The organism is Peterkaempfera podocarpi (assembly GCF_042466665.1).
Taxonomy (GTDB): Bacteria; Actinomycetota; Actinomycetes; order Streptomycetales; family Streptomycetaceae; genus Peterkaempfera; species Peterkaempfera podocarpi.
This window is the reverse complement of record NZ_CP162102.1, coordinates 8651033-8671058: the sequence shown is the minus strand read 5'-3', so window position 1 is coordinate 8671058 and position 20026 is coordinate 8651033. Positions and strand designations below refer to the sequence as shown.

19 protein-coding genes and 3 pseudogenes are annotated in these 20026 nt (G+C 68.6%); 5 read left to right on the top strand and 17 right to left on the bottom strand.

Annotated features, from left to right (window positions below; translation table 11 throughout):
• Positions 1 to 117: 117 nt before the first annotated feature.
• The 6 genes from AB0761_RS37795 to AB0761_RS37770 form a co-directional block, all read right to left on the bottom strand.
• Complete coding sequence (locus tag AB0761_RS37795; protein ID WP_377273801.1) at positions 118 to 1005, bottom strand: SDR family oxidoreductase; 888 nt, start codon at positions 1003 to 1005, stop codon at positions 118 to 120.
• A gap of 985 nt (positions 1006 to 1990) precedes the next feature.
• Positions 1991 to 2374 carry an MmcQ/YjbR family DNA-binding protein gene (locus tag AB0761_RS37790; protein WP_377273800.1) on the bottom strand — a complete coding sequence of 128 codons (384 nt, stop codon included), beginning with the start codon at positions 2372 to 2374 and terminating at the stop codon, positions 1991 to 1993.
• 130 nt (positions 2375 to 2504) lie between these two features.
• Positions 2505 to 3422 carry an NADP-dependent oxidoreductase gene (locus AB0761_RS37785; RefSeq protein ID WP_377273799.1) on the bottom strand — a complete coding sequence of 306 codons (918 nt, stop codon included), beginning with the start codon at positions 3420 to 3422 and terminating at the stop codon, positions 2505 to 2507.
• A 51-nt stretch (positions 3423 to 3473) separates the two neighbouring features.
• Positions 3474 to 4004 carry a nitroreductase family protein gene (locus AB0761_RS37780; RefSeq protein ID WP_377273798.1) on the bottom strand — a complete coding sequence of 177 codons (531 nt, stop codon included), beginning with the start codon at positions 4002 to 4004 and terminating at the stop codon, positions 3474 to 3476.
• A 174-nt stretch (positions 4005 to 4178) separates the two neighbouring features.
• Positions 4179 to 4973: an isocitrate lyase/phosphoenolpyruvate mutase family protein gene (locus AB0761_RS37775; protein WP_377273797.1), complete on the bottom strand. Its 795-nt coding sequence runs from the start codon at positions 4971 to 4973 to the stop codon at positions 4179 to 4181.
• Between the two features lie 110 nt (positions 4974 to 5083).
• On the bottom strand, positions 5084 to 5632 hold the full coding sequence (locus AB0761_RS37770; RefSeq protein WP_377273796.1) for a carboxymuconolactone decarboxylase family protein: 549 nt from the start codon (positions 5630 to 5632) through the stop codon (positions 5084 to 5086).
• Positions 5633 to 5816: 184 nt separating this feature from the next.
• Here AB0761_RS37770 and AB0761_RS37765 point away from each other — a divergent pair, with 184 nt between their 5' ends.
• Entirely contained in the window at positions 5817 to 6470 is a 654-nt protein-coding gene (locus tag AB0761_RS37765; RefSeq protein ID WP_377273795.1) for a TetR/AcrR family transcriptional regulator, read from the top strand.
• Positions 6471 to 6626: 156 nt separating this feature from the next.
• Here AB0761_RS37765 and AB0761_RS37760 read toward each other — a convergent pair.
• The 9 genes and pseudogenes from AB0761_RS37760 to AB0761_RS37720 all read right to left on the bottom strand — a co-directional run bounded on the left by AB0761_RS37760 (position 6627) and on the right by AB0761_RS37720 (position 13292).
• Positions 6627 to 7063: pseudogene (locus tag AB0761_RS37760) on the bottom strand (transposase).
• A gap of 51 nt (positions 7064 to 7114) precedes the next feature.
• Positions 7115 to 7291 (bottom strand): helix-turn-helix domain-containing protein, encoded by a 177-nt coding sequence (locus AB0761_RS37755; RefSeq protein WP_377273794.1) that lies wholly within the window; start codon positions 7289 to 7291, stop codon positions 7115 to 7117.
• A 62-nt stretch (positions 7292 to 7353) separates the two neighbouring features.
• Positions 7354 to 7887, bottom strand: coding sequence for an AAA family ATPase (locus AB0761_RS37750; RefSeq protein ID WP_377273793.1), 534 nt, complete (start codon positions 7885 to 7887; stop codon positions 7354 to 7356).
• A pseudogene (locus AB0761_RS37745) lies at positions 7884 to 8303 on the bottom strand (alpha-ketoglutarate-dependent dioxygenase AlkB); the annotation flags it as partial. The pseudogene AB0761_RS37745 and the gene AB0761_RS37750, both read right to left, overlap by 4 nt.
• Before the next feature lie 179 nt (positions 8304 to 8482).
• Positions 8483 to 8779, bottom strand: a complete 297-nt coding sequence (locus AB0761_RS37740; RefSeq protein ID WP_377273792.1) for a hypothetical protein — start codon at positions 8777 to 8779, stop codon at positions 8483 to 8485.
• A 283-nt stretch (positions 8780 to 9062) separates the two neighbouring features.
• Entirely contained in the window at positions 9063 to 9710 is a 648-nt protein-coding gene (locus AB0761_RS37735) for a hypothetical protein (RefSeq protein WP_377273791.1), read from the bottom strand.
• 131 nt (positions 9711 to 9841) lie between these two features.
• The gene (locus AB0761_RS37730) at positions 9842 to 10369 is read right to left on the bottom strand and encodes an IS3 family transposase (RefSeq protein WP_377274524.1); all 528 of its coding nucleotides are present in this window, start codon (positions 10367 to 10369) and stop codon (positions 9842 to 9844) included.
• Between the two features lie 57 nt (positions 10370 to 10426).
• Positions 10427 to 12067, bottom strand: a complete 1641-nt coding sequence (locus AB0761_RS37725; RefSeq protein WP_377273790.1) for a GNAT family N-acetyltransferase — start codon at positions 12065 to 12067, stop codon at positions 10427 to 10429.
• Entirely contained in the window at positions 12060 to 13292 is a 1233-nt protein-coding gene (locus tag AB0761_RS37720; RefSeq protein WP_377273789.1) for a DUF6271 family protein, read from the bottom strand. Before AB0761_RS37720 ends, AB0761_RS37725 begins: the two co-directional genes overlap by 8 nt.
• A gap of 856 nt (positions 13293 to 14148) precedes the next feature.
• Between AB0761_RS37720 and AB0761_RS37715 the strand changes: the two genes are divergently transcribed.
• Positions 14149 to 15834: a ribonuclease J gene (locus tag AB0761_RS37715; protein WP_377273788.1), complete on the top strand. Its 1686-nt coding sequence runs from the start codon at positions 14149 to 14151 to the stop codon at positions 15832 to 15834.
• 551 nt (positions 15835 to 16385) lie between these two features.
• On the opposite strand, the gene AB0761_RS37710 is transcribed toward AB0761_RS37715, so the two are convergent.
• Positions 16386 to 16727, bottom strand: coding sequence for an OsmC family protein (locus tag AB0761_RS37710; RefSeq protein WP_377273787.1), 342 nt, complete (start codon positions 16725 to 16727; stop codon positions 16386 to 16388).
• 273 nt (positions 16728 to 17000) lie between these two features.
• On the opposite strand from AB0761_RS37710, the pseudogene AB0761_RS37705 reads away from it, so the two are divergent.
• From AB0761_RS37705 to AB0761_RS37695, 3 genes and pseudogenes are all read left to right on the top strand, one after another.
• A pseudogene (locus AB0761_RS37705) lies at positions 17001 to 17192 on the top strand (IS5/IS1182 family transposase); the annotation flags it as partial.
• A gap of 354 nt (positions 17193 to 17546) precedes the next feature.
• Positions 17547 to 17957 (top strand): hypothetical protein, encoded by a 411-nt coding sequence (locus AB0761_RS37700; RefSeq protein WP_377273786.1) that lies wholly within the window; start codon positions 17547 to 17549, stop codon positions 17955 to 17957.
• 584 nt (positions 17958 to 18541) lie between these two features.
• A complete protein-coding gene (locus AB0761_RS37695; protein ID WP_377273785.1) occupies positions 18542 to 19078 on the top strand; it encodes a hypothetical protein in 537 nt (178 codons plus the stop codon).
• 78 nt (positions 19079 to 19156) lie between these two features.
• Here AB0761_RS37695 and AB0761_RS37690 read toward each other — a convergent pair whose 3' ends face one another.
• The gene (locus AB0761_RS37690) at positions 19157 to 19294 is read right to left on the bottom strand and encodes a hypothetical protein (RefSeq protein ID WP_377273784.1); all 138 of its coding nucleotides are present in this window, start codon (positions 19292 to 19294) and stop codon (positions 19157 to 19159) included.
• Between the last annotated feature and the right edge of the window lie 732 nt (positions 19295 to 20026).

The window sequence follows — 20026 nt, the reverse complement described above, 5'->3', positions numbered from 1 at the left end:
CTCGTCGACGATGTCAACGCCTTCGGCGAGCACGCAGACGGAGGCAAGGAAGGCCCCGTGTGCGCGGACGGTCAGTAGTCGCTCACCCTGTCCGGTCCCGGCGGCATCACAAGGATTTCAGCCCGGGGCGGGATAGCCGCCGGCAGCGAGGTCGTCGATCAGGCTCGGGTGGGTGGGCTGCCAGTCGAACCGTTCCCGGGTCAGTTCACTCGACGACGGCATGTCAAGGGCGAACACGCGACCGATGACGCCGAAGCGCTCAGGCGGCACCGACTCGACCGGCACCGCGAGAACACCGCCGATGGTCTCGGCCAGCGACCTCATGGTGTCGCCCTCGTCGGCCACCGCGTGCAGGACCGTGCCCGGCGCAGCGTCCTCGAGTGCGATGCGGAACAGCGCGGCGGCATCACGCCGGTTGACCGCTGGCCATCGCTGCGTGCCGTCGCCGACGTACGCTGACACGCCCGTTTTCTGCGCGGCGGCGATGAGTACCGAGCAGAAGCCGTATTGCGACCCGCGCTGGTGCACGGAGCGCGGCAGCCGCACGACAGAGGACCGGACGCCCTGGGCGGCCAGGCTCGCTACCACGTCGGAGGTGCGGCCGCGGCCACCGACCGGACCGTTGGTGGTGTTGGGGTCCTCCTCGGTGGAGGTGTGGCCTGGCATCATCGGCGTGAGGCCGGCATGTACGAACGGCTTGCCACTGCCTGCAAGTGCGGCCGCGAGGGTCTGCACGGCGCGCGCTTCCTCGTCGATGCCCTGCTCCAAGTTGCTCCAGTCGTTGCTGAAGGCCAGGTTGATGACGCCATCGGCCTGCGTGGCGCCGGCGCGCAGGCTGTCAAGGTCGGTGAGGTCGCCGCGGAGCGGGGTCCCGCCGGCGGCGGCGACGGCCGTAGCCGCGGCATCGGACCGGACGAGGCCGAGGACTTCGTGACCAGCGGCGATGAGTTCGGGAACGACAACTGAGCCGATGCTGCCGCTGGCGCCAGTGACGAACACGCGCATGGGAGGCTCCAGATGACTGCTGCGACGCTGCGTCGCAGGACAAGAACTGGCGGTCCGGGCCGGTCGGGCCGCCCGCCGCTAAAACATTCCCGACGAGGCGACCGCATCTTCTCAGCCCCAGCCGCCACTTTATTAGCATTGCCAACATGTCGCGCTGGGAGCCGGACGCGCGCGAGCGACTCGTTGTGGCCGCGCTTCAGTCGTTCGCCGAGCAGGGGTGCGGAGACGACCGTTGCGGTGATCGCCGACCGGGCCGGGTCGGGGCCTGACCGGGGGCACCCCCACCGGCATTTCCCCGACAAGCGAGATGTGCTCGGCCGCTGGCCAGAAGACGCTGTCGCGGGATCCTGGCGCATCCGGCGAGGCGTCCCCGGTCGGTGCTGTGGCTGAGGGACTGTTCGTGCCTCTGACGCGTTCATCTCGACCGCAAGCGACGCATCCGGGTAACCATCGAGGCCCTCGCCACCAAGCCCGCCCGCCTCTGCGGCTGGTGGAGCCGCAGCACAGCCGGCGAGGAGGCCCTCGAATACACAGACGCCAACGGCCCCGCGCATGCGCCCGCCGATTCCGCACCGACGCATGCGCAGCCGTTGAGCAGGTGCGCTCCACGTGCCCCTTGGCAGGACCGTTTCGCGGCGGCGTGGGCTGTGCAGAGACGCCGACCCTCGGCCTGTCGGGAAGCGTGGCGGCCAGGGCGCTTCCCCCTGGCCTACTTCGTGGTGGGTGGCGAGCGTTTGCTTGGTAGGCCAGGGGGATCGATGGGTGTTCGTGTTGCGGGAGCCGCCCGTGCTCCGGTTCCGCCGTGAGGGTGATGGTGCGTTCGTCCGGGTCGTCCGGGTCGTCCGTGACGATCGACGCCTTGCCTGCCTCCTTCTGGAGGTCCAGCTGCTCGGTGAACGGGCGCCCGTGGCTGATCCCGGGCTGCGCCGGTACCGTGTTGTGCGCTGCGTCCTGGAGCTATTGCCGCTGATGGGCATGGTGAGGGTCAGGCGCGGCGGTTGCTGATGTGTGGATCCACGGGTTGCTTGGACTTGGGAAGCCCGCCGACCACGAGACGGTAGGAGTCGGCCACGAGTTCCTTCACCAGGTTGTCGTCGATGGTGTCTCCGCCTTCCACTGTGATCCAGTGCCTCTTGTTCATGTGATAGCCGGGGGTGATGTCTGCGTACTGCTCACGCAGGGCTGTGGCGTCGTCCGGATCGGCTTTCAGGATCACGACGGGGCGGCCCGGCATGTCGGTCATGAGCATGAAGACCTTGCCGCCCACCTTGTGGAGCTCCCAGTCGGGGCCGAAGCGATGCTCCTGGTCGGTGCCGGGCAGTTCCGCGGCGTAGTCGCGCGCGATCTTCTGCAGCTCCTGTCCGTCCACGCTGATCAACTCCTCTGTCGGTTCGAGTGCCTGGCGTGTGTCGGTTCGAGTCCTTGCGCCGGCCGGTGGCCGATGGCCGTGGCGTAGACCAGTGCCATGACCTGCCGGTCGGACCGTGGCCGTCCACGGCCTACGGGCGTACGCGGACGACTGTCTTCCCGCTGCGTCGCGTGGTCGGGTTGAGGGCGCCGACGGCATCGTCGAGGCTCGCGACGTCACCGATGTTGGTCCGCAGCCGTCCGTCCCGCACCCGCTGCACGATCTCACCCAGTTCGGCACGATCGGCCTCGACGACAAAGTCCACCGCCAGGCCGTCAGTGGGCCGCGCCTCGACCGGGCCGACGATGGACACCAGCGTTCCTCCGGCCTTGATCAGGGCGGCGGACTGCTTTTGAACGTCGCCACCGATGACATCGAAGACCAGGTCGAGGCCGCCGACATCTTTCAGCGTGTCGTTCTCGAGGTCGACGAACTCGTGTGCGCCGAAGTCGAGTGCCTTCTCGCGGTCGGCGGCGCGTCCGGTGCCGATGACGTAAGCGCCGGCTTCACGTGCAAGCTGGGTCACCATCGTCCCGACTGCCCCGGCGGCGCCATGGGCGAGGACGGTCTGTCCGGCCTGGAGGCGGCCGTGCTGGAACAGCCCTTGCCACGCGGTCAGACCTGAGATTGGCAGGGACGCGCCTACCGTGAAGTCGACGTCGCCTGGCAGCGGTGCGAGGTTGCGTGCTTCGATCGCCACGTACTCCGCGAGGGTGCCGTCGCGGTGCCAGTCGGCGAGGCCGAACACCCGCTGCCCGACCGACAGCCCCGTCGTGCCGTAGCCCATGGCGGTGACCACTCCGGCCAGCTCGTGGCCGGGGATCGACGGTGTCCTGTCACGGCCGGCGCGATCGGCCCAGGTCGACGGCCACTCCATCTCCGTGGGGACGAAGCCCGATGCATGGATCTGAACGATGACGTCGTTGATCGCTGCAAGTGGCTCAGGCCGCTCCGTCAGCGTCATTCCGGCAGTTCCTGCGCCCTGATCGGTGACCACAATGGCTTTCATTGACATGCTTCTTCCTCGTATGTGTGGTGGGTTTTGGTTTCCGGGTGGTTTTTAGATGAAGGTGAACAGCCGGTCGGCGTCGAAGCGCGAGATCGGGGTGGTGTACACCCTCTCCGGGTCGGGGTAGCCGAGGGCCAGCAGCACCGTCGTGGTGTGTCCGCTCTCGCGGATCTTGAAGGCCTTGTCGACACTGGTCGGGTCGAACCCCTCCAGCGGCGTGGCCTCGACGCCGAGCTCGGCGGCCGCCATCATGGTCAGGCCCACCGCCATGTAGGTCTGCTTCTCCATCCAGTGGTTCAGGTCCTTGTAGCCGTAGTTGCGCAGGTTGAGGAAGTCCCGGGTCATGGATTCCCACAGCTCCTGCTTGGACGGGTCCGGGAACCGACCGTCGGCCCTCTCCTTGGCGAACACCGCCTCGAGGTGGGTGTCGGGCAGATCTGCCCGGGTGGTGAGGATGATGGTGTGCGACGCGTTCAGGATCTTCTCGGCGTTGTCCCGGAATCGTTCGCCCAGGTTGTCGGCGAGCCGCTCCTTGCCTTCGGGCGTGGCGAGGACGTAGAAGTGGTTGGGCTGTACGTTCACCGATGACGGCGTGGAGCGCAGGAACCTCAGCAGCTGCTGAAGGGTTCCTCCGGAATGGTCCTGCTGGCGTCGAAATACCTGGTGAGATGCTTGTTCATGAGCTTGTCGAGATTCATGTCGATCTGCCTTCTTCTTGCGATGAGTGATGAGGAGCCGTGGTTCGCAGGGTTTGGGCTAGTTCGCGCCGCGGGCGAGTAGGTCGCTGATGCGCTCGAAGCTGATTCCTGTCGTCGCGGTGGTGAGGTCACCCGCGACGAGAGCCTTGATGGCCTGCTGGAGTGCCTCCATCGCGTGGGTGTAGAGCGCTGGACCCACGCTGATGCGCTTGACCCCGGCCTTCTGCAGTTCAGCGACGCTCAGCACCTTGTCCGCCGGCGAGATGAGGACGTTGACCGGTGTCGGCGCGACGGCGGTGACGATCGCGACGAGTGCGTCGAGGTCGGGTGGGTAAGGGGCGTGGAGTACATCCGCGCCGGCCTCGGCGAAGGCCGTCAGACGCCGGATGGTGTCGTCGAGATCGGGCCGCCCCTGGATGAAGTTGTCGGTGCGGCCAGTGACGACGATGCGCCCCTTGGCCGCGTCGACGGCGCTGCGTATGCGGTTGACCGCCTCGTCGAAGTCGCGGATCGGCTGATCGGGATTGCCCGAGGTGTCTTCGATCCCGATACCGGCCAGGCCGGACTCGACGGCGGCTTCCACGGTCGCGGCGACGTCTTCAGGCGTGTCGCCGTAGCCGTCCTCGAAGTCTCCGTTGACGGGCAGCCCGGTGAGCCGGCCGAGCAGCCGCGCATGCTCGAGGTGCTCGTCGCGGGTGACTTCGTGACGCCCGTCCGGTCGGCCGAGTGTGGTGGCGAGTGCTGCCGATGATGTCGCGATCGCTTCGAAGCCGGCATCGGCCAGCATCAGCGCCGAGAGGCCGTCCCAGGCGTTCGGCATGACGAGGCCACCGTCGCGGGTGTGCAGTGCCATGAACTTTTCATAGAGTTCGGAGCCTGGCATAGCGAACCTTTCCCGAATGATCGTTTTGGGGCGGCGCGGGTTTACCGGCTGTGTGCGCGGCCTCGAGGGGGTCCCGGCGATCAGCCGGGCGTGCCGGCCGAGCTGACGGCGGGGATGTCGATGTCGGTCTGGTTGACGTTGTTGATGAAGTTGGTCAGCAGGAACTGCACCGCCACAGCGACGATCGCCAGGATCTGCGAGTCGGTGTACCCGGCGCCTCGCACAGCCGCGAGGTCGGCGTCGGTCACCTGACCTCGGCTCTCCACCACCTGCTGAGCGAAACGAGCGACCGCGGCGCGCTTGGGATCGATCGAGCTCCCAGCCCGGGCCAAGTCGATGTCATCGCTCGACATGCCACCGAGTTCGGACGATACGTAGGTGTGCATCGCCAGGCAGTAATCGCAACCGTTGGCCTGCGACACGGCGAGCGCGATGGTGTGCCGCGTCTTCGCGTCCAGAACCCGGCTCAAGGTGCCCTGCAGTGTCATGACGACGTCGAGGATGGTCGGGTTCGACGCGAGCGTCGCAAACATGTTCGGGACGAAGCCGAACTGTGTGCCGACGCTGCCGAGGATGCCCTTCGCCCCGTCGGGGACGTCGTCGGGAGAGGGAACGTTCAGTCGCGCCATGGCGAATCAACCTCCGGTGAGTTGAACGGTCAGCGTCAAGCCCAGGTCGGATCTTGCTGCTTCACAGGCCCAGTCCCCGTTGCGACTGCGATCCCTGTGGCATTTTTGGGCTGTCCAGCCCACTTCTCAGAGTGAACACCACACGGATCTGGGCTGTCAAGCCCAATCTGGGGTATCGTTAAGCATGGCCACCACCACGGCAGCTCCCGCCCCTCACAAACTCACATCAAAGGGGCAGGCAACGCGTGCCCGCATCGTTGAGCACGCTGCGGAACTCATCTACACAAAGGGAGTTCACGCGACGAACAACGAGCAGCTCCGCCGCGTCGCCGGCGTCAGCGGATCCCAGCTCAACCACTACTTCCCGACCAAGGAGAGTCTCGTCCTGGCCGTGATCGCCTGGCAGGCCGAGCGCGTCCTCACGTTCCACCGCGACGAGCGATTCGCCGGCTTCGACACCCTCGATGCGCTCCGGGCGTGGGCGGACTTCTACGTCGGCTACGAGCGCGCCTACCAGGAAGGCTGCACCCTCGGCTCCCTGGCGAGCGAGATCATCAAGACCGACCTCGACGTTCACGACGAGCTCGCGGGTGCGTTCGACCAGTGGAGGGGGATCTTTCGCGAGGGAATTGAGCGCATGCAGCAACTCGGCCGCATCAGCGCTGAGGCAGCTCCCACGCAGCTGGCCAATCTGCTCCTTGCTGCCTTCCAGGGCGGCATGCTCCTCGCCCAGGTCGCGCGGGACATCGCTCCGCTGAAAGACGCGTTGCAGACAGCCATCGACTACCTGCAGACCTTCGCGACGTCTCCCGACGCCGGCGCACTCCAGGCTCGTTGACCTCCTCCCCGGCATGAACGCCGGGGATTCTCCGTCTGCTGGTGGTCACGTTGTATGGGTGGCCGTCGGCTCCGGTCGGGTTCCTGATGGGCAGCAGCGGGAGCCCGAGAGGCCCCGGCGTGTCCTGAGCCTTGAGCGCTTACTGACCTCGGCGTTTCAAGGTGCTGGCGGCGGGAGGCCGAGGGAGAGTCCGGTCCCGGCGATGAAGCCGTCGAGGACATCGGGGCGGTACTGGAGCCATTTGAGTCGGTTGTGCGGACGAGGGATTCGAGGCGGTCGAGGGCGACGCCGGCGAGGTTCGCGAGGCTGTGCTTCACGTGGGCCCACAGGTACTCGACCGCGTTCAGCTCCGGCGCGTACGCGGGCAGGATGAACACCGTCAGCCAGGCACGGGCGGTGATCAGGGCTCGCATCGCGTGGGACACGTGGGTGTTCAGCCGGTCCCACACCAGCACTATCGACGCTTTGACCAACTGGTGCATCCCGCCGATCAGGCCGATGCAGTCGCGCTCGGACAGGCTGCGACGCTCGCCCTTGCGGCCGGTGTGGCGCCGCAGCCGCTGGCACAGCCGGGGCCGCGAACCCAGCTGCATCGCGTGCAACCCGGCGACCGAGACCCGCCCTGAACCGCGGCCGAGAGACTCTCACGACCGGGGTGATTCCGAACCCGCCGCCCCGCCTTCCCGCCGGGCCTGCTGCCACTGGTAGGCCGATTTCGAGCTCACCCGCAACCGACGGGCCAGCTCGGGCGGGGTGACGCCCTCGGCGAACAACCCGGAGACTTCCAACCGGACCGCCCCGCGGCGCTGGCGGCCCTTCACCGTCGCTCCGCCCCCATCCGCATGGAACTGTCCCGAAAAGCGGGACAAGTTCGGGCTCCTCGTCAGACGACGACGGTGTGCCCGGCCGCCATGGCAGTGAGGATGCGGTCCACGGTCTGAGCCACCGTCAACTCGCTGCTGTCCAGCCACAGGCCGAGTCGGGGCGTGTGCTCACGTAGGACAGCGTCGATCGCCTCGACGGTCCAGCCACTGCCGTAGCCGGTCTTCCCCCTTGCTGCATCCCGCGCCGCGACCACCTCCGCCCGCGGCGCGAGCACCACCACATGCAGCGGCCGTGTCCGCACAAGACCGATGAACGTGTCCAACTGCTCCCCCAGCACCACGTCCTGCACCACCACCGTCCAGCCCTCGGCGGCGTACAGGTCGGCGGTGGCTGCGGCGGCGCGGTAGCGCAGCGTCAACTGCCGTGCGGCTTCCACCCCCGCACCCGGCCGGGCCGCCTCGCGCCCGTTCACCACCATCCGCCGGAAAAAGTCTCCGCGCAGGTGCACGCTCCGCGGCAGCCGCTCGGCAAGAGCCTGTGCGACGGTGGACTTCCCCGACGCCATCACCCCCGTGACCAGTACGACCGTCATCCCGACAACCCCGTCACCCGCAGTGTGATGTTCAGCCGCCCCGTCAACCCCGGCCCCGTCGGCCCTGTCCCGGGCCTCACCTTCGGCACGCCGTGGTAGGCGAACCGCAAGTTCCCGCCGAAGACGAACGGGTCCCCCGAGCCCAACTCGACCTCGCGGTACGGCTCGCCGCGCGTCTCGCTGTTCCCGAACCGGACCACGCACGCGTCCCCGATGCTCAGGACACCACCGGGGCGTCGCACTTCTCGTCCTTGTCCTGGTGCATCCCCATGGTCGCACCCACCTCATAGAAGTTGACCAGCGCGGCGTCGGCATCGTACTCCCCCTCGAACCCGGCCTCCGCCACCACCCGCCGCCCCAACTCCCCGTAATCACTGAGGCAGTTCCGCCACCGGCGAGCCGTTCACGTGCCCCGCCGTACATCAACCAGCATGACCAGTCACCGACCGGAACGATCACCAGTCAACTCCTCAGCGTTGCTGCTGGGTTTGTACAGCCAGCGATCAGACAGTCTTGTCACAACCCACATGTTCCGGCGAACCCGTGCGAGGCGGTGCCCAGGTTCAACGGGTTCGGCCGTGCAGGGACGGAAGTGTCAGACGTCCTCCGGCCATCCGCCGAGAGCCTTCGCGAGCTGACCTTGGAACTGGTGGTTGCCCGCAGCTTCGCCGAGGCGATAGGCGACAGGCCCGATGCGCCATCCCGAGTCATGGTCGAACGGGGGTCGCACGCCTGCAGCGTTGTGGGCCACCTTCGCGACGAGCTCGGCGAGGGTGAACAGGAGGAACTGTTCCTCGGTCAGCGGGCGGGTCGTGTCCAGGCTTCGGTGTCGAAGACGAGCGAAGACCGCACGGGCGTGCACCCACTGTTCCTCCGTCTCGGCCAGCAGCAAAGCTGCGTCTATCTCCGGGAAGTCCCCGAGGGCCCTACTCGCAGTGCGTAGAACCCCGCCGGCCCAGACGACCGGAGCAGGCTGGCCCGCGAACCGGGAACGCCCCCAGTCATAGAGTCGCTGACCACTCGGCCGATCAGCCATGATCGCTCCGCTTCAGTGGGGAAGTGCCGGTCTGGGCTTCCATCGGAGCGTAGACGTCCGCCGACCACCAGTCACCTGGGTTTGTACTCGCCGGGATGCGTCCGGGGTCAGCGAGGCGGCTGCCTTCGGTCGTCCGTTCTCAGGGTGCCTGCGGCAGGGTGGTGAACCTCCGCCAGACGGGGCCACGGCCGACGCCGAGGAAGTCCTGGAAGTTCCAGTAGACGCCTCCTTCGAGGCGGCCGAACCCGTCGCCCGGTCGGACAGGACTGTTGCGAGGGTCGTGCTCGTCCTCCCAGTCGATGTCATCGTACGCGGGGTCGTGAATGCTGTAGTGCGTCAGATAGGCACGGGCATGCTCGATGTCCAGGTCCAGAGCCGGAAACTGGGCGAGCAGGAGATCGGGGCGGCCCTGGCACGGAAGATCGCCGAAGAACGAGCCGATGTTGTCGGTCTCCTGCTGAAACTGGTCGATCGCCGCGCCGTGGTGGAACAGCTCGCAGCCCCAGAAATCGTCGTCGTAGATGAAGACCAGCAGCCCGGGGCAGTCGAAGACACGCGAGACGTGAAGTTGGGCGCGCCGGCGCAGATCCCACTCCCAGCCCCGGGTCCATTCCAGCACGGTCCAGTCGCCGTGCCGCTCGTGCAGGGCGTAGGAGTCGAGGTTGACGTCGTTGACGTCCTCGAGCTTGAGCGTGTGCTCCTCGTGGTGCCAGAACTCCTCCAGCGCGGCGTACACCTGCTCGTGGTCGACGCCGTAGAACACGTTGGTGCGCCTGAACGTCCCCATATGGATCCTCCTCGCCTGGCCCGGCAGAGATCATTCAGGTCTCCGGGCGACCCGGGCAACCGGGTTTCGGCACCCTCAGTGGGTTCAGCAGCAGGCACGGAACCGCACCGGATCTGGTGCCGAGCGGGATGTCACGCGCTGACGGGTCTGTCGGCGTGGGTTCGGTGGTGAGGGTAGGCGGTTTTGTACTCGGCTGGTGTGCTGTGGTCGAGGACGCTGTGTAGGCGCTGGTGGTTGTGCCAGTCGATCCATTCGGCGGTGGCGAACTCGACGTCGGTGAAGGTCTTCCAGGGCTGGTGGCTCGCAGCAGCCGGCAGGGTGGATGGGCGCTGCCGCCCGGCGACACCGTCTTCGGGGGCGAGTTGCCTGGAGGCTGGGCGGCCGAGCAGCGGTCCGGCTGGCCGGGGGTGGAGGAGTGGCGGCGCGAACTGCTCATGACGCTGGGCATCGACCAGGACCCGGGGCAGGTGGCCGCCCGGGCCGCGGTCGCCGCAAGGCCGAGGATCTCGCAGGCCGAACGCGCCTGTGTTGCGGGCGCTGGGGCTGCCGTATCGTCGATCCGATGTTCGCTCGCTCCTTCCGCGTGGTGTTGGGGCTGTCGCGAGAAGACCGTCGCCACCGACGGCACCCGCACGCTGCTGATCACCTGGGAATGCCACCCTGGCCGCCACCCGTCCCCACAGCCCGAGGAGCAGACGCGGGCGGCGGGTCCGACCTCAGACACCAAGCTCAGTTGTGCCCGCGATCACGCGGGACATGTAGACGGCGTCCGGGCCGTACCCGGGCGGCAGCGGGATCTCAGGGTGGACGTGGTAGCCGCGTGCGGACCAGAAACCGGTGGTTCCGCCGACGGCGACCAGGGAGATCCGCTCGTACCCGGAGGAGCTGGCGATATCGGTGAGGTGCCGCAGCAGGTGTTTCGCCCAGCCGCGGCGGCGGAAGTCGTCGCCGATCACGATGTCGTGCAGATGCAGGTTCGACGAACGGTGGACGGTGTCCTCGGCGCGGGCCAGGTCGGGAAACCGGAACGGCGGGTAGGGCAGGGCGAGGAGATATCCGCCGACGCGTTCGCCGGCGTCCAGGACGAACGAGGTCTCCGGCGAGGTGCGGGCCCGGGACTCAAGCACGGCCCGGCTCTCGGAGATCCCGCTCGCGCCGTACGCGCCCGCCTCCAGCGTGACGATGGTGTCCCAGTCGTCGGCGCTGATCGGCCGGACTCGTTCCGCGCGAACGGTCACGCAGGGGAGCGGGTCGTAGCCGTTGAAGCCCTGCGTGGTGTAGCTGACGGAGTAGGCGCCGGCGGAGTGTATCCACACCGGATCCCCCGAGGCGAGATCGATGGGTACCGGCAGCGGCGCGCCGCCGAACGTGTCGTCGCTGTCGCAGGTGGGCCCGGCGACGACGGCCGATACGCTCCGGCCGCCGGTGCGGGTGGGGAATTCCAGGCGGTAGCCGAGCTGGTCGGCCTCGTACAGCCCGTTGAACCGGCCGCAGCTCAGGTAGAGCCATGTGCGCCGGCGTGTGGTCAGCCGGGTGACGTGGGTGCGGATCGTGCCGTGGTCGGCTACGAGATGCCGTCCCGGCTCGACGATGAACTCGAGATCGCCGCGCGACGCGTCCCGCAGTCGCTGCATGCCGGCGCGGACGGCCGCGAAGATCTCCGCAGTCGGTGGAGTCATCGGGGCGCCGTCACGGTCGAGGTAGCCCTGGGCGGGTAGTCCCCCGCCGAGGTTGATGTGGTCGAGGCGGATGCCCCGTGATTCCAGTTCGGGCAGGACAGCTGCGAGGTCATCGAGGGCCATCTGCCAGGCACGTGCAGTCATCTGCTGCGACCCCACGTGGATGGACAGTCCGGCCGGGATGAGCCCGTGCCGGCGTGCTTCGTCGAGGACGCCGACGGGGTCGTCGGTGCCGCACTTGCCGGTGAGTCCCCACAGCGCACCCTCGCCGCTGGTGGCAACGCGGCAGAACACCCTGGCGCCCGGGGCGTGGCGGGCGATCGCCCGTACGTCCTCGACGCAGTCGGTGGCGAACGTGGTGATGCCCAGCCGGTGAGCGGCGGCGATCTCGGAGTCGGACTTGACGGTGTTTCCGTAGTGCACGTCCTGCGGCGCGACGCCGGTCCGCAGGGCCTGCCGGATCTCGCCGGGGCTGGCCGCGTCGAAGCCCGCGCCGCGGTCGGCCAGACAGGCGAGTACCTCGTCCACCGGGCACGCCTTCGTCGCGAATCGCACGGTGATGCCCGGCAGTTCGCTGCATAGGGTGTGGTATTGCCTCTCGATGCCGGTCAGGTCATAGACGATCGTGTCCTGGTCGGCGGCGAGAAGGGCGGACCGTACGTGGCGCCGCTCAGACATGGCGGACGCTCGTGGTACGGGCAGCAGTGACCAGCGGCGCCCACGCGTCGATGAGCAGCGCGAAGTCCTCGATGTCCCGGCGGGCCTCGATGAGCAGGCGTTCCCGCTGATCGCGGATCCGGTCGGCGACAACCGCGAACCGGCCGCCGATCCTGCGGTAGGCGCGCTCCAGGCGGTCGATCCTGGCCTCGTTGGGTTCCCGGCTCTGGCAGGTGCTCTCCCGGACGATCGCGGCGATCGTGGCCGGGTTGTCGTCGGTCATCCGCTGGTAGATGAAGTGGAGGTAGTACATGGACAGGATGAACTTCGCGAATCGCATCTGGTAGGCCACGAACCCGACATCGGTCTTGCGCTCGGACGTGTGGAAGTTGACGATGTGGCGGTTGTGCAGGACTCCCGGCAGCCGGGCCCTGTGTGCGACGTGGATGAGGAAGTAGTCGCTGCCGATGGTGTCCGTGGCCGGCAGCAGCGGAATCCTCTCGTGCAGCCCGTGAAAGCTGATGTTGTGCATGTCCACTCGCATCGGGTCGACCACGGTGAGGACGGACTGGTCGCCACTGAACGACTCGCTGCCGGTGAACGACTCCTCGACCAGGGCGCGTTTCTCCTCGTCCGAGGTACCGTCCGCGGCCCAGAGGCTGACCAGGTCGTAGTACCCCTCCTGGCCGCGTATCTCGCCGAGGTCCACGGACATCTCACCGACGAACGAGGCGCCGACCATGGCCACCGCGGCGTCCCGCAACGATGGGTCCAGCCGGTGCTCGGCGGCCGGGGACTGGTGCGCGGGCTTGCCGAGTGACAGCAGTTCCGCGTGGATCGGAAAGATCTTCTCCCCGTTGTACGTCTGGAAGAAGCTGTCCGAGTCGCGGCGGTGCACGGACTCGCATCCCAGCGCGGCCGCGATCAGGAAGGCGCGGTTGGTGCAGGCGCCGTACGAGAGGCCGTCCGGGAGCATCAGATCAGCCATCAGGTCGGGCTTGGAGACACCCGAGCGCCGGATCACCCGCCCCAGGAACTCACGCTGGGCCGGCTCGTCCAGGTGCCAGACGTTCTCGGCCCCGCTCAGCACGCGGGCGTGTGCCGCGAAGTCCGCCGAGGAATCCAAAACCAGCAGGCAGACCTCGACGTCGAAGTACTTGGCGGCATAGGCCGCCTCCGCGACGACCTCCGCGAGTGTGTCGGTGCACTCCCGGTTCGTCGGTACGGTCAGGCAGATACGGCGCATGTCCGCACCTCCTGCCATGAGTCCACGCTCGACAACGGCAGCCGTGCGGGAGCGGCGCCGGGTTCACCGTCGAAGGGCAAAGCGACCGGTAAGAAGCCACTCATTGCATCACTCCTGTTCTGGTTTCCACGCAAGAGGGTTCAGCAGGCCGACCAGGCGGACATGACTGTATGTCAATCCCGGTGCAGCAGGGATGGGACCTGCCTCACGCGACACCTGGTGCTCCTGACGGTCACCGGTCCGCGCCTTGCTGAGGATACGTTCGAACTCCGCGCGCATGGGCGGCAGTCCGACAGCTGCGGCGGCCGGCGGCGCGGGCCGGACCGCGACACGTCCCCCCATACCCGCCGGGCAGCAGCGCCTCCAGCCGGCACCGGCGGCCGGCGCCGGTCCCAGCCACGCCGCGCATCTCGGCGCGCACCTCGAGCATCACCAACGCGTCCGAACTGGACAACAGGGTTGTCGAAGGTCCTTGTCAGGTGAAGAAACGTCGTGGCCGTTACCCGCCTGTCCGCGTTGAGGGCAACGGTGGCCAGTGCGAGGTCCAGCAGGCCCGCGCCCAGGTCGTGCACCGCTCGCGGCCGGCGTCACGGGGCAAGTGCTGCCGACAGCGCCGCGGGGACCGGATGTGTCACTGAGCAGCCCGCCGAAAAGGCGGGAGCCGATACGGCCGCGGCCGCGACCGCGTCGGATCTCCTCGACCAGGCCGCCCGGCTCGGCGGCGACGGCAACCCCGTGTGGACCGCATTCGGTCCGACCAACGTTGCACTGCACCACGGGGCCGCCCACGTCCAGCTCTGCGAGAGCGCCGAGGCTGCCGCCATCGCGGCAGGCAACTGTCAGGTAGCGTGAGATCATGAGTCACCCGCACCCGGAACTGGGGCCGCCGCCGCCGCTGCCCGATGGCGCCCTGCGGATTGTCCCCCTGGGCGGGCTGGGGGAGATCGGCCGCAACATGACCGTCTTCGAGCACGCCGGACGGCTGCTCGTGGTCGACTGCGGCGTGCTCTTCCCCGAGGAGACCCAGCCCGGCGTGGATGTGATCCTCCCCGACTTCACCTCGATCCGCGACCGCCTGGACGACATCGAGGCGATCGTCCTCACCCACGGCCACGAGGACCACATCGGCGGTGTGCCCTATCTGCTGCGCGAGCGGAGCGACATCCCCGTCGTCGGCTCGCGGCTGACGCTGGCCTTCCTGGAGGCCAAGCTCAAGGAGCACCGCATCATCCCGAAGTCGGTGCGGGTCAAGGAGGGCGACCGCCGCCGCTTCGGGCCGTTCGAGTGCGAGTTCGTCGCCGTCAACCACTCCATCCCCGACGGCCTGGCCGTGGCCCTGCGCACCCGCGCCGGGCTGGTGCTGCACACCGGCGACTTCAAGATGGACCAGTTCCCGCTGGACTCCCGCATCACCGACCTGCGGGCCTTCTCACGGCTCGGCGAGGAGGGCGTAGACCTCTTCCTCACCGACTCCACCAACGCCGAGGTCCCCGGGTTCACCATCTCCGAGCGCGACCTCAACCCGGCGATCGAGCAGGTCTTCCGCACCGCACCCCGCCGCGTGATCGTCTCCAGTTTCGCCAGCCATGTGCACCGCATCCAGCAGGTGCTGGACGCCGCCCACGCGCACGGCCGCAAGGTCGCCTTCGTCGGCCGGTCCATGGTGCGCAATATGGGCATCGCCCAGGAGCTCGGCTACCTCACCGTTCCGCCCGGCCTGCTGGTGCAGCCCCGGGAGCTGGACGGCATGCCCGACGAGAAGGTCTGCCTGGTCTGCACCGGCTCCCAGGGCGAGCCGATGGCCGCGCTGTCGCGGATGGCCAACCGAGAGCACGAGATCCGGATCGGCAAGGGCGACACCGTCCTGCTCGCCAGCTCCCTGATCCCCGGCAACGAGAGCGCCATCTACCGGGTGATCAACGGCCTCGCCCGCTGGGGCGCGAACGTCGTCCACAAGGGCAACGCCAAGGTGCACGTCTCCGGCCATGCCAGCGCCGGCGAGCTCGCCTACTGCTACAACATCGTCAAGCCCGCCAACGTCATGCCCGTGCACGGCGAGTGGCGCCACCTGCAGGCCAACGCCGAGATCGCGGTGCGCACCGGGGTTGCGCGCGACCGCGCCCTGATCGTCGAGGACGGCGTCGTCGTCGACCTGATCGACGGACGCGCCAAGGTCACGGGCAAGGTCCCCGCCGGCTACGTGTACGTCGACGGCATGACGGTCGGCGGTGCCACCGAGGGCTCCCTGAAGGACCGGCGGACCCTTGCCGACGAGGGCGTCGTCACCGTCGTCGCCATCGTCGACGCCGACACCGGCGAGCTCGCCGAGCCGCCGGACTTCCTGGCCCGGGGCTTCGTCCACGACGACACCACCTTCGAGCCGGTGATCCCCGCCATCGAGAAGGCACTGGCCAAGGCCGCGCAGGAAGGCATCGGCGAGGTGCACCAGCTTGAACAGCTGATCACCCGCGCCGTCGGCGCCTGGGCCTGGCGCACCCACCGCCGCAAGCCCATGATCATCCCGGTGATCATCGACGCCTGAACGGTTCCGCCGGAGGCGGGTGATCGAACCCTCCCCGCGGGCCGGCCTGCGGGCGCGCCCCGGGCCCGCTGCTGAGGACCCCCAGTCGGCGCAGCAGTAGGCCGAACCCGCCCAGGACCTCCGGCCGGGCGTCGGCCTGGGCACTCCTGGCGGCACCGCGGCGCGTCCTCCTCCCCCGGTGCAGCTGCCAGGGAAGAGTCACCGCTGGTGGAGAGCGGGCGGCGCGCGGAGTCCTTGGAGCGGCAGCCGGCAGCCGCGTGCCGTGCCATCACCACCGTGACGACCACGTGGCCGTCGTCCGCTGCCGACGGCCACGTACGGGGCGCCGGGACCGCCCGCTGCTGCTCCCACCGGCCCCTGCGGGGACCAGCCGCCGGAACACCACCAGAGCCCGGCCCGAGGCGTCGTCGGTCACCGGCCGGAAGGCGGGGAGCAGCGGTGCGGCTTCGGCATGGCTCGCCGGACTCACCTGGCCCTGACCGTCCGCCCAAGGGTGGTACGCCCGCGGCCCCACCGAGCCCGTGGCGGACGAGGGCGCAGGTGGGCTGCCGTCAGCCGTCCGCTGCGGTCACCTGTGTCGCGTCAAGCCGCAGCTCCGTACCGCCGCGCAACGAGTTGGGGATCTCCGCGATCCGGTCCACGTGGGCGACCAGTGCACGCAGTCGATCCTCGGAGGCGTCACCGCTGATCTCCACGCTGTACGAGATCGGTGCCGACACGGCCGGCTCGCCGGTGAACTCGCCCGCCACCCGTACCGCAACGCGATGCAGGGAGATTCCCGAGGCGTCCGCCTCGCGGAACAGATCGTTGGACACGCATGCGGCGACCGCGAGATACAACAGCTGCCCGCCGTTGAATCCGAGTCCGCCGCCCGACGGCACGGGGCGGTCCACCACCAGCGTCTACGGACCCGCCGCGCCGATCGCAGTCGACCGTCCGGCGACGGTGCACGTCTCGACCGTGATGCTCATCCTGGCCTCCCCCGGGGACAGTTGTGCGCCGCCACTATGGCACGGCCGTGGTTTCCGAGACACCCGAATGGCCGGGCGGGCGTCCCGCGGCGCAGCATGGTCCGCGCTGGGGCCGAGCAGGTGCACTCCCCGACCACGCCCGTGACGTGCGCCGATCCGCTCGCGAATGCGACTCGATGTGAGCACCGTCAGGGCGGGCGCAGCGGGGCGAGGGTGGGTCGGAGGATGCCGAGGGCCGGGAGGTGGGCGGTGGCGTCTTCGGGGAGTGCGGCAGTTCCGCACCTCCTCAAGACCTGGCGTCTCCTGCGCAAGCTCCGCTGCAGCACCACCCGCATCACCAACATCGTCAAGGCCGTCCTCGCCCTCGAACTGGCTACATCAGCCTGAGGTGGGAAAACCCTCAGTGCCAGTAGCCATGCGCTTCTCCCTAAGGGAACTGGTCGGGTCCCGCACGTGCGCGCCCCGGAGGTGATCGCCTTGGTCCGGAGAGGCGCTGGACAGCAATAACGCCTGGAGCATGTAGTCGCGGGCCAGAACTTCGGAACCACGACTGCTTGATCAAAACGTTACAGCGCGGGGACTCCCGCGGCCAGGGAGCCGAAAGGGAACCCGGCGTCGTAGCCGTTTGCGCACGCGCCTCGCCGCCCGGTGTACGCGGGGACCGGAGACTCCCTGCTGCCCAGATGCCGCAGGCCCGCCATCGGCAGACCCTGAGAGAGGAACCGACCGCTGAGGAGACCGATGACCAGTACCAGCCCCTCGCGGGAACCTAGCGCAATGGTGCACATGTCGATCTCTGGTGCGCTGCCCGTGGCACACGTGGTCGCCGACACGGTAGGCCAGTCGTTCAGGCTGATCACTGTCCCCGGCCCAGGCACGGCAGGGGACTACGTATCACCCGCCGATCAGGTGGTCCGCACCCGCTGGCAGGTGGACACGTCGGCCCCGATCGCAGAACCCGCCGCACAGTCGGTTGCCCGCGCAGGTGCTGGTGCCGGCCCGGTGAAGGTGGAGCTGGGCGGTAGACCCGATGCCGTGGCAAAGGTCGCAGCGCTGATCCGCAACCGCTTCCGTGCCGGACCGCCGGCCGGGATCTCACAGGCATTCGAAGTGTGGCCCGAGAGCCCGCCACCCGCCCGAGACCAGGCGTGACCGGGATGGCATGCGCCCTTGGAGCAGCGTCAAGCTCTATCGTCTCCGCTTGGGGCCGTCCAGCCCTGACCCACACCGAACGGATCCGGCGTTACGCAGCGCCCTGCGAGCCGGGACTTCCTGTCACACCGACGCGGAGGCCTAACCATGGCTCGGCCACCGGGCCCGCCAGCCGGTCCGCCCTCCCCCGACAACTGGTCGCACCACCGTGGCAGTGCCGCGGACGCAGCGCAAGCCTTCATGGCCGCCCTCACTGTCCGCTACGAAGGTTACTGACGACGTCTTCCACACGGGCTCCCCGAGCTGGCAGGACTACGTGGACGTGCGTTGAGCACAGCCGGGATCGGGCTCACGCACGGCCTCGATGCTCGCCGGGACAAGCGGGGGTTCCCCCTTGTGCGGACTCGGGCCTCCTGCCTGGAACTTGTGCTCGCGTTCCCTGTTGTCCACAGATACCCGGACGCGACCCCTCGCGACAGCGTGCCCGCTTGCCAGCCTGGAGGAACCCCCTGGACGCTCCCTCTGCGGGGCGCCGTGCTTTCCTGGTGGCCGCGGAAGCGGTTCTGGGATGTCGTGGGGGAAGCATGACCGAGAGCGAGCGGTCCGGGACGGTGTACGTAGAGCCGATCCGGTATCGGATGACGCTGATGCAGCGCCTGTGGCCGGTGTTTCCTGCCTATGTGATGGCGGGTGTCGCCACTCCCGTGCTCGGGTTGTACACCGGCCTCATGCAGACGGCGGCCGGGATCGTCCTCGGGCTGCTGGTCCTGGCGACTATGTCCCACCGGCACGGCATCGCCCTCACACCTTCGGCAGCGATCGTGTACGGCTGGGGCCGCCGCAGCATTCCATGGTCCCGGATCCAGGGCGTCCAGGTCGAATCCGCCCTCGGGGAGCGCGCGGTCGTGCTGTACGAAGAGGGTGGACGCCGTACCCGCCTTCGGGCACCGAGCAGTACGCCGTTCGTCGGCCGGGACAGCGCGTTCGAGGAGAAGTTCCACACGATCGGAGAGTGGTGGCTCGCACACCGGGGACCCGACTGGGCTCCGGCGCGACCCCCGGGCTGGTGGGTGGGTCCGGCGCCGTCGAGCGGACATCCCGCGACGCCCCCTGCTGGGTAGTCCGCGGCCGACCGTCGGCGTTCCTTGCTGTGTCCGGCCTCCCTGGTGCGGTGTGGACGGTGCTCCTGGGCGCAGCCTTCAGTCCGCTGCCTCCCCTTCCTGGTGGAGGCGGGTGACGACCTGGGGGCGGCGCTGATGAGGGGCCCGGCCCGAGTGCTGCGCACGGCGGCTCGTCCGGGCCACCAGCGCCGGGGTGATGGCTGTGCCGTGTTCCACCCAGGTCACTATCCGGTGCCCGCCGACGTCGGTGTCTTCCACCACGATCGCCGGACCGGGTTTGTCATCTGGCGCCATCACCGACCGGCAGCGGTGCCCGTCCACCACCCGATCGTCGCCGCTGTGCGGAGGGGACCCTTGCCACGGCCGCTGATCCATGGAGACAGCCGACGCCCCGTGGGGGGCGCACCCCCCTCCCTGAGGGCGGCGGCTTTGCCATCCCGCGTTCCTCGTCGCTTTGCACCCGTAGGTAGGGGGTGAGGGCCCTGTCGGTCTCCGTCTCAGCCCGACCCGCGGTCATCGCTGCCGGTCCAGACGCGCGAATCGCCATGAAATAGGGCATACCGCATGGATGATGCCGCTCTGACGTGAGCGCGCCGTCAAGATCACCTCATCGTCCGTAAAGGCGGCGTCAGGGACTCTCGCTTTCGGTTCCGGCCCGGGATCCAATGAGATCGCTCGGCTTCCGGATCGGAATGCCGAATGGAAATGACGGCGCGGGCATCCTCGCTCCGTCGCGCCTCGCACCAAGGAATGGAGTAGTCATGAAGACCATCAAGGCGCTCGTGAAGAAGTTCAAGCACAATGAGGACCTCGCCAGCAACGCGTGGCCGTACCACGTGATCTGACGCACCGTCTCCGTGGGAGGACGCGACCACGCCGCGTCCTCCCACGGCGGTACAGAACCCCTGGTTGCCGCAGTCCCCGACGGCCGCGCCCCGCGTCGGACTC